At 38.4% G+C, this 16287-nt stretch carries 8 protein-coding genes; 7 read left to right on the forward strand and 1 reads right to left on the reverse strand.

What is annotated here, in order from left to right; genetic code table 11:
• The first annotated feature begins 16 nt into the window (after positions 1-16).
• The 7 genes from UABAM_RS03580 (at position 17) to UABAM_RS03610 (ending at position 14862) form a co-directional block, all read left to right on the forward strand.
• Positions 17-2476, forward strand: coding sequence for a serine/threonine-protein kinase (locus UABAM_RS03580; protein ID WP_151966631.1), 2460 nt, complete (start codon positions 17-19; stop codon positions 2474-2476).
• 2 nt (positions 2477-2478) lie between these two features.
• The gene (locus UABAM_RS03585) at positions 2479-5292 is read left to right on the forward strand and encodes a serine/threonine-protein kinase (protein WP_151966632.1); all 2814 of its coding nucleotides are present in this window, start codon (positions 2479-2481) and stop codon (positions 5290-5292) included.
• A 5-nt stretch (positions 5293-5297) separates the two neighbouring features.
• Positions 5298-7736, forward strand: coding sequence for a serine/threonine-protein kinase (locus UABAM_RS03590; protein ID WP_151966633.1), 2439 nt, complete (start codon positions 5298-5300; stop codon positions 7734-7736).
• Positions 7714-10086 carry a serine/threonine-protein kinase gene (locus UABAM_RS03595; protein ID WP_151966634.1) on the forward strand — a complete coding sequence of 791 codons (2373 nt, stop codon included), beginning with the start codon at positions 7714-7716 and terminating at the stop codon, positions 10084-10086. Before UABAM_RS03590 ends, UABAM_RS03595 begins: the two co-directional genes overlap by 23 nt.
• Positions 10087-10165: 79 nt before the next feature.
• Positions 10166-10894, forward strand: a complete 729-nt coding sequence (locus UABAM_RS03600) for a metal-dependent hydrolase (protein WP_151966635.1) — start codon at positions 10166-10168, stop codon at positions 10892-10894.
• Between the two features lie 159 nt (positions 10895-11053).
• Positions 11054-11704 carry a thioredoxin domain-containing protein gene (locus UABAM_RS03605; RefSeq protein ID WP_151966636.1) on the forward strand — a complete coding sequence of 217 codons (651 nt, stop codon included), beginning with the start codon at positions 11054-11056 and terminating at the stop codon, positions 11702-11704.
• A 17-nt stretch (positions 11705-11721) separates the two neighbouring features.
• A complete protein-coding gene (locus UABAM_RS03610) occupies positions 11722-14862 on the forward strand; it encodes a hybrid sensor histidine kinase/response regulator (protein ID WP_151966637.1) in 3141 nt (1046 codons plus the stop codon).
• 92 nt (positions 14863-14954) lie between these two features.
• Here UABAM_RS03610 and UABAM_RS03615 read toward each other — a convergent pair whose 3' ends face one another.
• Positions 14955-16274, reverse strand: coding sequence for a sugar transferase (locus UABAM_RS03615; RefSeq protein ID WP_151966638.1), 1320 nt, complete (start codon positions 16272-16274; stop codon positions 14955-14957).
• Between the last annotated feature and the right edge of the window lie 13 nt (positions 16275-16287).

Consider the following 16287-nt stretch of genomic DNA (forward strand, 5'->3'; position numbering starts at 1 on the left):
AGAAAGATAAAGCGTTATGGGAAAGTCTCGATTGCTCAATAATCGTTATCAATGGGAAAAGATGCTTGGTCAAGGCGGTATGGGGAAAGTGCATTTAATGACAGATGTGCACACCGAAAAGTATGTTGCGGTCAAAGAGTGTTTTTGTCCACCGGAAGATGATGTTGTGGAACGCATAAAGCGCGAATATTACTTTATGACGAAAATACAGCATCCGCATCTAATACAAGGTCTTGATTTTTTCCAGATAAAGGATCGTTACTTCATCGTGATGGAATATGTGGAAGGAATTACTCTTTGTGATTTTGTACGCGACCACCCCAAAAGTATTTCTGTGGAAAAACAGTTACAAATTATGGCGCAAATCTGTGATGCGGTGGCGACTTTAAACGCAAGTGGCATCATTCACCGCGATATTAAACCAGAAAATATTATTCTCACTCCTCCTGATTTGAAGCCGAAAATACTAGACTTTGGTATTGCCAAGGCCATCAATGGTGAATTGGCGACCATCACCAAAACCAGCAATATCATCGGCACGCCGGCGTATATAACGCCTGAACAAATTGATCCACGCATAGAAAATGCTGAAAACTTAGACGTTTTTTCTTTGGGAATTGTATTTTATCAATTCTTGTCTTGGATGCCACATTCACCTTTTTTTGCAGGGCAAATGGTTTCTACTCTTGATCGTATCATGAATAGCGAGTTACCACCATTGTTTCAGGTAACAAAAGAGCCACATAAAAAATACATTTCGCAGGTAATTGCCTGGGCATTACGCAAAAATCCGCAAGAACGAATTGAATCGGTTCGAGAGCTGCAACACCTAATCAGCCATCGTGACGAGCAAAAAATTCGTAGAGTACTTACCATAGACACTTCGATACAAAAGCAACAAACGCAAGTTAGTGCGGCGGTTTCTTCTCCCCAGTATTCGAATTTTCGTTACATGCGCCTTATTTTTTGGTTGGTATTAAATTTCGTATTGATTGTGACTTTATTGAAATTACCAACGACACAACAGAACGTACAACGTATAGGCATTGATTACGCAAACACACTGATTGAATTTAGTAAAAAAAACCGTCCTACGTTGGAATTTTACGAGCGTGGTATGCTTTTTTTTAAAATGCGTGAAAAAGATAAGCGTTACAGACAAGAAGCTCTTCAAACTTGGTTGAGGGGTTTACATAGTCGTAAAAACAAAGGCGATTATCGCTCACTTCGATTGACCTATCAAATATTTTATGTTGGTATGATGGATACTATTTTGCGTAAAACTTGGTTAAGTAGGAACATTAAAAAGCAACGCAGCAAAAATAAGGAAATAATCGCTGCTCTTGAAAAAAAGACGGACAAAAATCCAGTGGAAATAAAAATGCTTGATAGGTGTCTTCAATTTGCAGAGGTTTTACAAATTATATTGGAGTTTAAAAAAACTCAGGGCAACAAGCTTCTCACAACACAAAAAATTTTTGGTGGCTATGTGAGTTTATTTTTTGCATTACATGGAGAGCTACCACTCAGCAAGAAAATAAAGTATTTGCAGCAATCTCTACTTGCGATTCCCGATGAAGAACTTGTGCTCGTTAAATTATTGGAGACTTACTCCGTGGCTGGTTTTTACGATGATGCAGAGGCGTTGTATGATCACTTACAACAAAATGTAAACTCTCATTTGTTGAGTGCGGATGTTGAAATGTTATCGATTTTTATGTTGTGTGGCAAAGTACACAAAGCGAAACAAATACTAGGTAAACTTGTCCACTACGAAATATTTCATAGTCATTTGCTACAACTTTTGCATTGTCAATACTTATTTTTGATGGGTGATTATGACGCAGTGCGTACAACTCTTCGTAAATTACCGGAGTCTAAAAAGCTTTCTAAAAAAGAAGGCGATTTGAAAGCTTCGCTTGAATGTGCTCTTGATGAAAAAAGGCTGGGAAGTGATGACGTATTGCTACAAACAGCAAAGTTATATTTGCTCAAAAATAATATTGCGCTGGCAAAAAAGTATACCGATTATGTCGAAGATAGTCTTGACGCAAACAAAAGTCGCTTCTATGGATTGGCAACGCAACGCACAAAAGTGGATTTGCTTTGCACTAAATTACGGTTATATAACCATGAGTTGCAACATGGCCAAACGGTTTTTTCCATTGCTAAATTTGACAAAATAGTCGCATTAAAGAATATTGAAGGGTCTACAGAACAGTTTCTGTCACTGCTAGCGATGGTTCGTTTTGCAACCTACAACAACGGTAATCTACAGAAATATAACGATATTTTACGTTTGCATTGTGACGATTACACTTTTTTTAATATTTATGGACAATACCATTTCCAGCAAAAAAGATACCTGGATGCCATAGGTTATTGGGAAAATGCCATTCAAGAGCAACCTGTTTTTCGCAACTATCTCACCAAAAAGCAATATCGTGCTTGGCAACTTCTCAAGAATGGAGAATAATAATGCAAAGACATCTAAAAAATACGCATTTGTCAGTAGGCCAAAATTTTCTCCATTACAGGATAGAAGAAGTTGTTGGCGAAGGGGCGATGGGAATTGTCTATAAAGCCTTTGACAAAAAACGCCAACAGCATATAGCTCTTAAGATCTTACAGGCAGATTTTATTGGAGAAAAGCAGCACCGAAAATTCGTTCTCGAAGTAAAAGCAATTGCAAAACTCTATCACCAAAATATTGTAAAATTGTTTGACGCAGGTGTTGAGCCGCTCCACTATTTTGCTATGGAGTATGTAGAGGGCAAAACGCTTGCACAAGTTGTCAACAGCGAAGATCTTGATTTTTCGACTCTCGGTAAAATTTTTCACAAGATATCTCTGGCATTGTATCATGCTCACGTTAAGGGGATTATCCATGGGGATATTAAGCCGCAAAATATTATGATTGACGAAAATTATGAACCGAAAATTATGGACTTTGGTTTGGCAAAAAATCGCAAAGGTACAACTAATAATAGTACTTCTGTCGAGGGGACACCAGCGTATTTAGCCCCCGAACAACTACAATACAAAGCTGTTGATAAACGCTCTGATATATATTCCTTAGGTGTTACTCTATATTATTGTTTGACCAAACAACTGCCGTTTTCGGAAAAAAATTATGCGGCACTTTTTTATCAGATCGTTCACCACGAGCCACAGAAACCTCGAGAAATCATTAAGCACATTCCCAAAAGTTTGGAGAGAATCTGTTTAAAGTGTATTCAACGTAGCCCCGAATCGCGTTATGTGAATAGTAAATTTTTGGCCTGTGACTTCAAGCAATTTGTTGACGGAAAATCTTTAGCACAAGAGCTTTCGCAAAAAATGTGGAAAAATACGTTTTTGTTCTACGGTGAAGTGTTGCTGTTGCTAACAACAACAATTTTTATCGTCGTTTGGTATGATAAAACACGTGTAATTGTTCCACAAAAAGTGAAGGCAAATGAAATTACGAGTGATTATTCTTGGCATAACGACAAAAGTAAAGCTCTACTGTCTTGGCATCGCAAGCAAGATTTTTCTATTCATTATTTGGAGTTGTTGTCACAGCGTATTTGGTCGGGAGATTTGCACTGGAAAAAAGATACCGACAAAGCCATTGAAAATACCTACCAAAAAATGCAGACAGCAAGTATTTCCGATTTAAAGCATGTGTACCGGTTTTTGCAGTTACTGATTGAAATGCAGAAAAATGAGTACATTACGGAAAAAAAATATCATTTTAACGAAGTTTGTAGTCTAGCATTACAGTTAGCAAAAAAACACAATCAACAAGAATATATAAACAAGTTTACACAATTCAAAAAAGTTCATGAAATGAACATGGAAATAGACAGATTGGAGCGTGTTTACAAGGAAAAAAAAGAATCGATAGACTGGTTACACACTTCCAAATATAAGGTTATTTCACAGATCTCAAAGGATATAACAAATCCCTATCTAATGCTTTCGTTAGCAGTACGTTGTGACAATACTTGGTTGCGCGAAAAGCTTCTTCTTCGTGCCGTTGACAGTAAACAGGGCCATCGTTTGTATGGTAGGCTTGGAAATTTTTATATGTATCATCATTTTTATCATGAAGCCATTGCTCTTCACCAGTGTCACTTAAAATTCAATCCTTATGAACTGTCAAGTCATTATATAATAGCCCGCGCTTTTGGTTTTGTGGGAGAATACAAAAAAGCTTTACTCCATTTAGAGTTTTTGCAACAAAATTTCTTCGACACATCACGGGAGTTAATTTTTTTCGAGAAAGCGCGTATATTTGTTCTCCAAAAAAAATACCAAAAAGCGAAGAACGCGTTGACTAAAGCGCGGGAATGGGTCGATAAATATGGCGAAAGTATCAATAACTTTTCGAGTAAATTTCAAATATGGCAACAAGTGATCTCGAATGTTAAAGACAAGGACTTTACGCTAGACCTCCCTGATTCCGAAGCGATTAGGTGGTATTATGAGTTGGGTAAAATAGAAAAAGCCTACAATGTAATAGATAAGGCCGGTGATAAAACTTTAATCTTGGCCATTTACCGTACTATTCTTTATAACAAGATTTCTAGTTTTAGCGCCTACGATTCTATTTGGAAAGAAGCCTATGATACTGCAATAACTACTATTTTATATGGAAAAAAACGCGATTATCGGGCGATAGCTTATCGCTATGCTTTAGACTTTTTGGAGCTTTGCCCAAGCACTCGTTATAAACAGTACGCAAACATACATTCAGATCAACTTGAGTTTTTAAAAAATCTTGCCAAAGAATGGAATGGGTATTATTTTGTACCTTTGTATATGGCGCGCTTTTTCTATGGCAAAGGGCATTATGCTAGAGCTGTGACTCTGTGCCACAAAGCGAAACAAATCACTCCATGGTATCGCCGCGAAATTGAACGTATGGAAAAGATTTACTTGGCGCGTTGGTACTATAGTGGCAAGCCAAAAAGTATGAACGCCAAAGTTAGAGTGAATACTGCAAGAAAAATAGCCTGGGAAATCATTGACGAGGAAAGCTACGGTCCTGCGCACAACTTACTTGGTCGTAGTTATGTGAAAAAAAACATTTCACTTGCAAAATACCACTTTGAACAAGTCAATCCACATCAACTTGCGATGTCGGACTTGATGGACTTTTATTACCACTATAGTCTTCTTTGCGCTGAGCAGCAGCAATATGATAAAGCCATTGTATATATGAAAAAGTATCTAAAGTTAAATCCTGGTCATATTTGGGGAGATAGAACATTGAAAAAGTTTCGCCAAAAAGCAAGCGAGCGGTAATAATTATGGCAAAGTCTCGTTTACTCCACAATCGCTATAAATGGGAAAAGATGCTTGGCCAAGGTGGTATGGGTAAAGTGTATTTAATGACAGATCTTCGCACACAAAAACAGGTCGCCGTTAAAGAATGCTGTTGTCCACAGGAAGATAATGTGGCGGAACGCATCAAGCGCGAATATTATTTTATGACAAAAATACAACATCCCCACCTTATACGCGGATTGGATTTTTTTCAGATTCAAAATCGTTACTTTATTGTCATGGAGTATGTGCAAGGGATTACTCTTTGTGATTTCGTGCGCCATCATCCCAAGAGTATTTCTCTGGAAAAGCAGTTGCAAATTATGATGCAAATTTGCGATGCGGTGGCGACCTTGAATCGCAGTGGAATTGTCCACCGTGATATTAAGCCAGAAAATATTATTCTCACTCCCCCTGATTTGGCACCGAAACTGCTGGATTTTGGTATTGCTAAGGCGATTAATGGTGAATTGGCGACCATCACGAAAACCGATAATATTATCGGAACACCCGACTACATGACGCCGGAACAAATTGATCGGAGTATCAAGAGTTACGAAAATTTAGATGTGTTTTCGTTGGGAATTGTTTTTTATCAATTCTTGGCGTGGTTACCAGAGTCTCCTTTTTCTACGGGACGTATTGTTTCGACGATTGACCGAATTATGCATTATGAATTGCCGCCTGTTTTTGCCAAGACAAAGGACAACAAACAACAACGTATTTCCCAAATAATTAGTGGGGCTTTGCGCAAAGACCCTAGCGAACGCATCGAGTCGGTGCATATGCTAAAAAAATTACTTGGTGATGAGTCATTAAAAATATGCGCTACAAAAAAACAAGACTCTGCGATAGAAAATGACGCCAAAACTCCATGGAAATTATCGCGCAATTTGCGTATCGCATTTTGGATAGTGATAAATAGTATTTTGTTAATTATGCTTACATTAGGCAAACCAGTGCGTCAGATAACGACAATCAAAGAGGAGTTGGTTTCTACCCACAAGACCGATCCCACGCAGCTATTGAAATACTACGGGCGCGAGGTAAAAACGCAGAAGGGCTCTCGCCAAAAATGGGCGTATGCAAAGCGTAGCAATCTGTTGTATCAAATGCGACAACTCAAAAAAGATAACATGAAAAAGGCTTTACAAGACGCGCAAAAAATGGAGAGAGTGAAAAGTCGAATATTTTTAGTACGCGTACATGTATTAGAACTTATTTTAAAGACAAAAGAGCAAGATAATCAGCAAGTGAAAAAATTGGCAGCGCGTATTTTGCAGGAGAGTGCATTGCTAAAAAATAAGCACCTTGGTTTTGCGGATAGGCGTTTTATTAAATGCGCGGAGAATATTGCACGGCACTGTTTAGAAAATACACCGCGCAATACGTTACTCAATACAGGCTACGGAGATTTGTATTTATGTTGCTCCGCTTCGCAACTAGGTCAGAAAATAGTTTTTTTGCACCAAGCGCAGCTATTGATTCCCCACGAAGAGCGCGTTTATCTTGAATTATTGGATGTGTATATCGCCTGTGGATTTTTTGACAAAGCACAGGAAACCTATGATCTGTTGAAGAAAATGAATAACTCTCTTGTGGAGATGGATTTTCTCATGGCGAAAAAACATCTCGCCGTTGGTGAGTTTCACAAGGTGAAGGAGACCTTTCGCAAGTGGAAAACGAATGTTTGGCAAAAACAGACATCATGGGTACAAGTTTTAAGAATCAAGTATTTATTGGCCACAAATAATCAAGAACTTGCGAAACGCGTAATGCAAAGTATTGATAGAAAACAACTGACCACCAAGCAACAAGCCACTGTCGAATTGTTGAAAAATTATGAGCATTCTCAAATGACTTTTGCGGGACATTTAGCTCTTGCGGATATATGGATCGAACTAAGTTTTTTCCCACAAGCACAAGAGTTGTTAAAGAAGATACAGCAATTGCTTCACGATACTAAAGAAAATGAGGCAAATAGGTCTTTTCAGCGTTTAAAATGTTTGTGTGCGTTACAAGAATTGCGTTTCATGGTGAAGAAAATTATGAGTACCCATCGCGTGGATGCACAGACAATGAAAAAAATAAAGCGCAAAATAAAAGCTATTTCTGATGTAGGTAGGCCCATTGATCTATTAAAAATTTTAACCGTTGCAAATTTTAGAATTTGGTGTTTGCAAAACAATGTTGATAATATGCCGGTGCTTGACGAACAAAGACTAAAGGAAATCGTCGACAACTATGCATTTTTTTATATAAAAGCCCGAGAATACTATTATAAAGGCGAATACGCTACGGCGATTCTTTACTGGGATAAAGCAAACGACATTATACCCTCCGTACATTTCAAAAACATGCAAAAGCGCGCTTTTGCCAAACTCACAGAAAGTAAGAATAATGAAACACGATATGCCAAATAGTCTTTGTCCAGGACAAACGTTTGCACAATATCGTATTGATTCCTACCTGGGCCATGGAGCGATGGGGGTCGTGTACAAAGTTTTTGATCCACAAAGAAACCAATATGTCGCACTTAAAATTTTGCAGATGACGGCGCTTGGTCAAAAGCATCGTGAATCTTTCATTCGCGAAGTAAAAGCTATTGCTCATTTAAACCATAAAAATGTGGTAAAGCTGTATGATGTAGGCTCCCATCCACAGTACTACTTTACGATGGAGTATGTACCTGGACGTACACTGGCCGAGGTGATTGCCGAAGAAAATATATCGCAAAATGTTGTTGGCAAAATTTTTTCTAAGTTAGCGCTGGCATTGTACCATGCTCATACGAGGAATATTGTCCACGGAGATATTAAACCGCGGAATATTATTATTTCAAAAAACTGGGAACCAAAGATTACGGATTTTGGTCTTGCCTACAAAAAAAATGCCGAGAGAAAAGAAAGTCGTGTCCAGGGAACACCCGCATACTTATCTCCGGAACAATTGAAGAATAGCAAAGTAGACAAACGCAGTGATATATACGCTTTAGGGGTAACAATGTATCGCACATTGACAGGAAAACTTCCTTTTGACGAAAAAAATCCTGCGGCGCTCTTTTATCAAATTAGCCATTCATCTCCGGCACCGTTGCGAAGTATTAATACGAGTATTTCCCCATGTTTGCAAAACATCTGTTTAAAATGTTTAGAAAAATGTCCTGAAAATCGCTATGCCAATGGCAAGTTTTTATATAATGACTTGCAGAGTTTTTTATATCCTGTATGGTATTCTCATCCGCTTTTACGCAAGTGCTTCTCTGCGAAAATAGCGGAGCTATTACTGGTCGCCAGTGTACTTATTTTAGCGTTTGTCTATGCGACAAGTAAGCCATCGGTAAGTGAGGTTCATAGTATATGGGAATTTGAACGCGACAAGTTATTACGTAAAGAATATAAGTCGCGTATGATGTACATTGACCAAATGCGACTTGACGCACACATGAAAAATTTCGATCGTCATCATGAGGACGACTCTTGGAAGAATGAGGTTATTTATCGTTGGAGAAAACAGCTTAAGATAGGCAAAAATAGTCCACCACGCTTATTGTTTTCTTTTGCGAGATCTATTCTAAAATTGAAAGACATGTTTGGTATTGCAAATCTGGGGTCGAATAATATACCATTTGCCCAACTATGTATTTGGGGAAACCTACAAGCCCTAAAAGCCAACAACCAAGAATTAACGCAGAAATTTAGGGTGCTAATGGCGATTGTTAGAGGAAAAAAAGAGGACGACAATCCGTTACCTTCGCATCTAGCAGACACAAATTATTATTTGGCTATGCATGCGGTAGGAACACAGAGAGAACAATATTTACTACGCGGCATTGCTTGTGAACCATTGCCGTATTTACTAAAAGAACTCGTTTCTTTTTATCACGCTCATCATTTATATGAGAAGACAATCCACACCGCAGAAGTGTGCTTAAAGAAATATCCGTACGATATGGTTGTACGCTATTACTTGGCAATTAATCTGTTTTACTCGGGAAATACAACAAAAGCATTGTACCATTTGAATATCGTTGATAAGCATTATTATTCTGGACATAAGGAACTTCTTTTTTTACAGAGAGCACAAATTTATATGACGCAAAGCAAATGGAAGCTTGCGCGTCAAAATCTACAAAAAGCACAAGGATGGATCAATAAACATCATAAAGATAAAACTGCGCGAGCAACGGTGAATAGTCTATGCAAAGATTGGTTGCGAGTACTTTCGAAGATTCGCAATAACAATTGGAATTTTGATTTGCCGAGAAAAGGTATGGAAGCAAAATTTTATTACTCTCTTGGTAAAATAGAAAAAGCGTATGCGCTTATTAACCATGTAAACTATGCTAGTTTAAGATTTGCCATTTATCGAGCGATGTTGGAGCGACAAGGAAAAAAAATAGCCAAAGTTTCACCTGTTTGGCGAAAGGCATATAACGATGTAATTACATGTGCAAAAAATTCTCTAAGTCCTAAAAATAATCTGTCGATATATTACGAATATATGTACTTATTTTTGCGTAAATGTCCCAAAAATGAGCGAGTAATATATCTCAAACAAAGTGCGAATTTACGCCAAAAAATGCAACAAAGACTACAGTATCACTATGAACGTTATGCCAGTGAAGCACATTTGGCTTACGAAAACGGTCAAATGGCAAAAGCTGTTTTTTTGTGGGAGCGAGCGATTGCAAAAGCACCATGGTGTAAGGAGCATTACCGAAAATTGCGCGATGATGCTCTTGCGGCAACTCTAAATTTACAAAAGAAATGACATAGAAAAAAGAACAGCGGTTGTCGACAACGGAAAATAAATAATCTAAATACAAAATTTAAATGACAAAGGAGCAATAATGGAACTGCAACAACTTCAGTTAACTTGGTACGGACATTCCACATTTTCGTTTGTTTCTCCCGAAGGACTAAAAGTTCTTATCGACCCATGGTTTGAATGCCCAACAGCACCACAGGATGCAAAAACGAAAGTGGTTGATGGCGGAGTTGATTTAATACTCATCACTCATGGGCATTCTGACCATGTGGGTAACGCCGTAGAGATTGCAAATAGTACCGGAGCAAAAATTGTCGCTATTTATGAAGTCATGCTGTTTTTGGCGAGCCAAGGTGTCCCACAAGAACAGTTAGTGGGAATGAACAAAGGTGGAACATATCGCGAAAGTGATTTGCGCGCAACGATGGTAAATGCCGAGCACTCTAGTGGAATAGATTTTGAGGGAAAAGTTTTGCCTGGCGGAGAAGCGGCAGGCTTCATTATTCGTTTTGACAATGATTTTACCATGTACCACACCGGAGATACATGTTTATTTGCTGGTTTGGAAGAGTTGATTACAGATCGTTACCATCCACAATTGTTGATGTTACCTATTGGTGATTTGTTCACCATGGGCCCCGAAGAAGCCGCAATATTTGCGAAAAAAGTGCGTGCGCAGTATATTGTTCCTATGCATTGGGGAACTTTTCCCATACTTACGGGAACACCTCAGGCTTTACAAGATTGTCTGGAGGAAAATGATAAAAACAAAGTGATCGTTCTACAACCTGGAGATGTAGTTACTGCATAGCGTTTATAAATCCTCGTGAAGACGGGGATTTATGCTCTAATTAGTCTATTATTTTTTAATTGTTTAAAATTATTGTAAAACCGATGTTGATATTGCCGAAAAAAATAATATGATGAATATATGACACATTTTATGATAAAATATGTAAGCGATTAAAAAATGGAAAAAGCCAAAACAAGTAGCAAATTTAAAAAAAATACGATAACGTTTTTTGTGTTTTTCTTTGGTGTGTTATGGCTTGGAGCTATTATTGCGAGTTTCTATTTTTTTGGTGTATATGAAAATACTCCGGGAAAATTAGGTATAGTTCCGAAAAAGTTGCTGAGAACACCCCAACTAGGCATCAGTAAAAAAAAGCCAACTCTTCTTGTTTTTCTTCATCCGCGTTGCCCTTGTTCCCATGCGACGATTGGTGCCCTTGAAATAATTATTAGCCGCACGGCAAATCCTTGTGAAGTCGTTGTTGTTTTTTACGCTCCCAAGGATGAGAAAAAGCATTGGTACCAAACACGGCTTTTTCAAAAGGCTCAAAAAATATCCTTACTGCTACAGCATAAGAAATCGAAAATTCAACTGCGAACCTATGTAGATCGAGAAGCGCAACAATCCAAAAAATTTGGAGCTACGATATCCGGTACCGTTCTGCTTTACGACGCAGCAGATGCGTTGAGATTCCACGGCGGTATCACACTTTCGCGAGGACATTTTGACTCAGGAGATAATTTCGGCGTAGAGGCCATCGTCAACATACTGAATAAAAAATCGAATAAAATTACCCAAACGCCTGTTTTTGGATGCTCTATTTTCTAAATTAAAGGAGCACGAGAGTGCAAAAAGAACAATCGCTCGAGTTATACGATGAGCAAGCATATTCGCTAAATATTTACGAGAAGTCTTATCACCGAAATAGTCAATTTGTCGATAAAATGTTCGTGTATCTTATGGTTTTTCAATATGCCTTTTGCCTGTTTTTAGCTGTTGTAGTTTCGCCGAAGACGTGGGTGGGTAGTGAGTCGAGTTTTCATATTCACTTGTGGTCTGCTTTTATATTTGGTGGCATATTTACGGTATTTCCTGTTTTCTTAGCATACTTCTACTCTGGAAAAGCGATTACACGACATATTATAGGCATTAGTCAGGTACTTATTTCAGCGTTAATTATACACCTTACAGGTGGAAGAATTGAAAGCCACTTCCACGTTTTTGGTTCTTTGGCATTTCTTGCGTTTTACCGCGATTGGAAAGTTTTAGTTTCGGCATCTGCTGTTGTTGCTCTTGATCATTTTATACGTGGTGTTTATTTTCCGCAGTCGGTATTTGGGATCATAACGGCGAGTAACTGGAGATGGGTGGAGCATACGGCATGGGTAGTTTTTGAAGATATTTTTCTGATATACTCTTGCGTTCGCAGTTGCAAAGAAATGAGGGAAATCGCCAATAAACAGGCGAATTATGAGTCTCTCAACCATAAACTATGGCAGAATGAAAAAATTCTGCAAAAAAGTAACTGGCTAAAGTCAAATATTGCAAAACTCAATGAAGAGATTTTTGCACAAAATAATATCACAAATTTTGCGGATGCGTGTTTGGAATTTTTTCATTTTCACACTAAGTCATTAATGGCCGCTTTTTATCATCGTGAAGGAAATCACTTCGACTTGATTGCCACACAAGCGTTTGATCGAAAAAACTTACCAGCGCGTTTTACCTTTGGCGAAACATTACTCGGGGAAGTTGTCAAAAAAGGTAAGTTAATGGTTTTAGAAGACGAAGATCGTCTCAAAATCAATACGGGTGTGGGCTTGATTACACCCAAAAAAGTTATGTATATACCCATTATTTTTGAAGAAGAAATCAATGCACTTATTGTTATCGCAACTTTGGAAGACTATAAAAAACAAGAATTTATAGAACTGGCGGCAGAGAAAATATCTCTGCGCTTACAGAATTTAATGTCCACAAGAAAAACCGAGATGTTGGCACAAACACTCAGCGAACAAAACCGCAAAATTCAAAAGAGCAAAGAAGTGCTACAGCAGAAGAATAAAGAGTTAGAAGAGGCGAGCCGCCATAAGAGTGAATTCTTGGCGAATATGAGTCACGAATTACGCACCCCGCTAAATGCAATGATTGGTTATACGGCTCTTACCGTAAAAAAATTACAAGGTAAGGTTGAGGAACGCAATATCCGCAATCTCAAAAAAGCCGAAAAATCAGCGAAAAGTTTATTGCAGTTAATCAATGATGTTCTCGATTTCTCGAAAATCGAAGCAGGTAAAACGCAAACACATCGCAGTAGAATTTCCATATCCAATGTTATTGAGGAATGCCTAGATACCCTAGAGGGATTGGCCCAATCAAAGTCAATCACTTTAAATTGGATACAACGCGGCGAAAATTTTCAAGAAATTGACAGTGATTTCACCAAGTTAAAACAAATATTGACCAATATCATTGGCAACGCGATAAAATTCACCGAACAAGGGGGAATTACCATAAATGTGATTCATTTGAGCGACGCGCTCAAAGTGACGATTAGCGACACCGGTTGTGGTATTCCTGCTTCTACCATTGAAAATATTTTTGAATCGTTTAAACAAGTAGACAGCACTACGAAAAAAAGATTTGGTGGCACAGGTTTGGGACTTGCTATTACCAAAAAGTTTTGCGAACTTTTGGATATTGATATTTCCGTAGAAAGTGAAGAAAAACAAGGGACAACTTTTTACTTGATTGTACCGTTGTGGCAAGAGCCCTCCACAGAAAATAATGTTGTGGAAGAACAGAAAGTCTTTGCCACAAACGGGGATGTTTATACGCCGGAAGAACGTGGCAATGTTTCCGTGGAAAAACGTTTTGTACTAGCAAAGAACAAAGCGTACGTTCCATGTATTGTGAGCCCAAAGTCTTTTGACTCTCTACAAAGATGCCTGAAAGATTTACCATTTTTTCTAGAACTTTGCGATTTAGAACATTGTTTAAACAGTCAAAATATCTGGGCGATAGTTGCTGAACCTAAACTATCGGGTATTGAGGCACTTCGAACATTGAAGGAACATGCAACGACCAAACACGTTCCGGTAATTTTGTATTCAGGAGAAGACGAGGTACCTAAGTTTTGTGCGCAAATTAATCACTGGGTACAAAGCGGCAAAGAGAAAGATTTTCTGGAAGCGCTTATCCAGGCAAACAGTCACCAACGCGGTGATATTTTAATTGTGGAAGACGATGTTGATACCGCGGAAATGTACAAATCTACCCTAGAGAGCGTAAAGTTTCGGTGTAAAATAGCCAAAAACGGTAAAGAGGCCCTTGATTACGTGTCGGCGTGCCATAATTTTCAACTGATCATTCTCGATTTATTGCTACCGGGAATGGACGGTTTCGAGTTTTTAGCAAAATTGCAAGAAGATACTCATTTGCGGAAAATTCCCATTGTGATTGTGACGGGGAAAGATCTAACACAGGATGAAAAGTTTATCATTGAAGAAGGCTCCTCCATGCTTTTGAATAAAGGCAATTTTGAGTACAGTGATTTTGAGTGTTATGTTCAAGAAGTGGCACAAACGTTCCGTTTAGCTCGTTCGCGTTCGGTTTTGGTTGTGGATGACAACGACGAAAATTTAGACTTAATATCTTCATTACTCAGTATGTCCGGATATTCCGTAAGTAAGGCATCTTCTGGGCTAAATATCGTCGAGAAGGTGGTGAGAGAGAATCCCGATGTGGTCTTGATGGACTTAGCGATGCCCGAAGTAGATGGTTTTGAGGCAACGCGAAAAATTAAACAAAATCCGTCGACAGCAAATACAACGGTGATTGCATGTAGTGCTTTTCACACTCATGATTTTAAGAAAAGAGCATACGCGGCAGGGTGTGAGGGCTATATAACGAAGCCCATTGAACCATATGAGCTGATTGAACAAATTCAGAAATATACTTTGGCATCTAAAATTGCATACATATAAAATGCAATGAAAACACATGACTGTGCCGCTGAATGACCATAAAGGTTTTATATCTTAGCTGATAGTCATGTGGGCCACGATGACTGTTTATTCTACAGCCCCTTCAAAGTAATCACCGTTGTGATTGTACGCATCAGGATAAATAAGTCTAACCACATATTGCAATGTTTAACATAGAAAAGGTCATACTCTAGGCGAATCAATGCCCCCTCATTGCTGTTAACATACCCTTGGTTAATAACTGCCCATCCCGTAATGCCCGGAGTGATGAGATGACGTAAATTGTGATAGGGAATTTCTTTGGCAAACTTTTCACATTGCTCAATACTCAGTGGCCGCACTCCGACAAGAGATACATCTCCGCGCAATACGTTCCATAGTTGTGGTAGTTCATCTATGCGCGTTTTTCGTAGTAATTTGCCTATTCTGGTGATGCGTAAATCTTTTTTTTGTGTCCACATATGATTTTCTTCGTGAATAGCAAACATAGTGCGCAATTTCCACAGCCGAAAGTTTTTGCCGTTTTTTCCTTTGCGCATTTGTGAAAAAAATATTGGTCCCGAGGAGTCTATTTTTATGAGTAACGCCACAAACGGTAATAACGAAAAAGCGAATGCCAAACCTATGAGTGCGCCTGTTAAATCAATGCCTCTCTTGAGAAACTTATATGCTGTTAAATTGCGACGTATGTGAGGTAATTCCAAAAGATCGGGAGATTCGAGGGACACACGTGAGAAAAGTTCTTCGTAAAACGTGTAAATGGAAATAATTTGAATTCCACGGTCATTTAGAGCACATAACTGGTATATTTCGTTTTTCGTAATCTCGTTGGGATTGTATATGATACGATGTACTTTTTGCAGATTTCGGTTGAGGATTTTTTCGAGCTGTGACGGGGCGATGATCTCCACTACGCTAAAATGACTTTTATTTATGCGCTTATCAATCCCTAAAAGGTTTTTCGTGGCGATGATAACAATATTCTCTCGTAGTTCTTGCCAAGAAAATATCTTGAAATGTGTATAGCGCCATATTATGGTAAGGAAACACGATGCAATGCAGTATATAAAAGCGGTACCACGAGGAAGGGTGTTTCGCGGAGAAAAAAAGTAAAACACGGCGTAGATGACACCACAAAAAAAAGCGGTTCGTAGCGGTTCACAAAAGTAGAGAAACAAATTTTGTATATTTTTGCGATCGTATGATTCGGAAATCATGGCAACAAATATCCATGATAGTTCGAGAAATACCATGGTCTGGTATTGACGAAATGTATAGCTCATAGAAGAGTTGCTATAAAATTCCCACAAAAATAGCGACAGAAACATCGACAATGTTAAGGTGACGATTTCTCCCAATTTTAATAAAAAAATTCTGTTGCGTAGTGACCACACTATCCCATTTTTTGTCATTTTATGATTACTT

Origin of the sequence: Candidatus Uabimicrobium amorphum (genome assembly GCF_009002475.1) — a bacterium.
GTDB classification, from domain to species: domain Bacteria; phylum Planctomycetota; class Uabimicrobiia; order Uabimicrobiales; family Uabimicrobiaceae; genus Uabimicrobium; species Uabimicrobium amorphum.

Excerpts from the sequence above, each read along its gene's own strand:
- UABAM_RS03580 (WP_151966631.1), top strand. The coding sequence starts at position 17 with ATGGGAAAGTCTCGATTGCTCAATAATCGTTATCAATGGGAAAAGATG.
- UABAM_RS03585 (WP_151966632.1), top strand. The coding sequence starts at position 2,479 with ATGCAAAGACATCTAAAAAATACGCATTTGTCAGTAGGCCAAAATTTT.
- UABAM_RS03590 (WP_151966633.1), top strand. The coding sequence starts at position 5,298 with ATGGCAAAGTCTCGTTTACTCCACAATCGCTATAAATGGGAAAAGATG.
- UABAM_RS03595 (WP_151966634.1), top strand. The coding sequence starts at position 7,714 with ATGAAACACGATATGCCAAATAGTCTTTGTCCAGGACAAACGTTTGCA.
- UABAM_RS03600 (WP_151966635.1), top strand. The coding sequence starts at position 10,166 with ATGGAACTGCAACAACTTCAGTTAACTTGGTACGGACATTCCACATTT.
- UABAM_RS03605 (WP_151966636.1), top strand. The coding sequence starts at position 11,054 with ATGGAAAAAGCCAAAACAAGTAGCAAATTTAAAAAAAATACGATAACG.
- UABAM_RS03615 (WP_151966638.1), bottom strand. The coding sequence starts at position 16,274 with ATGACAAAAAATGGGATAGTGTGGTCACTACGCAACAGAATTTTTTTA.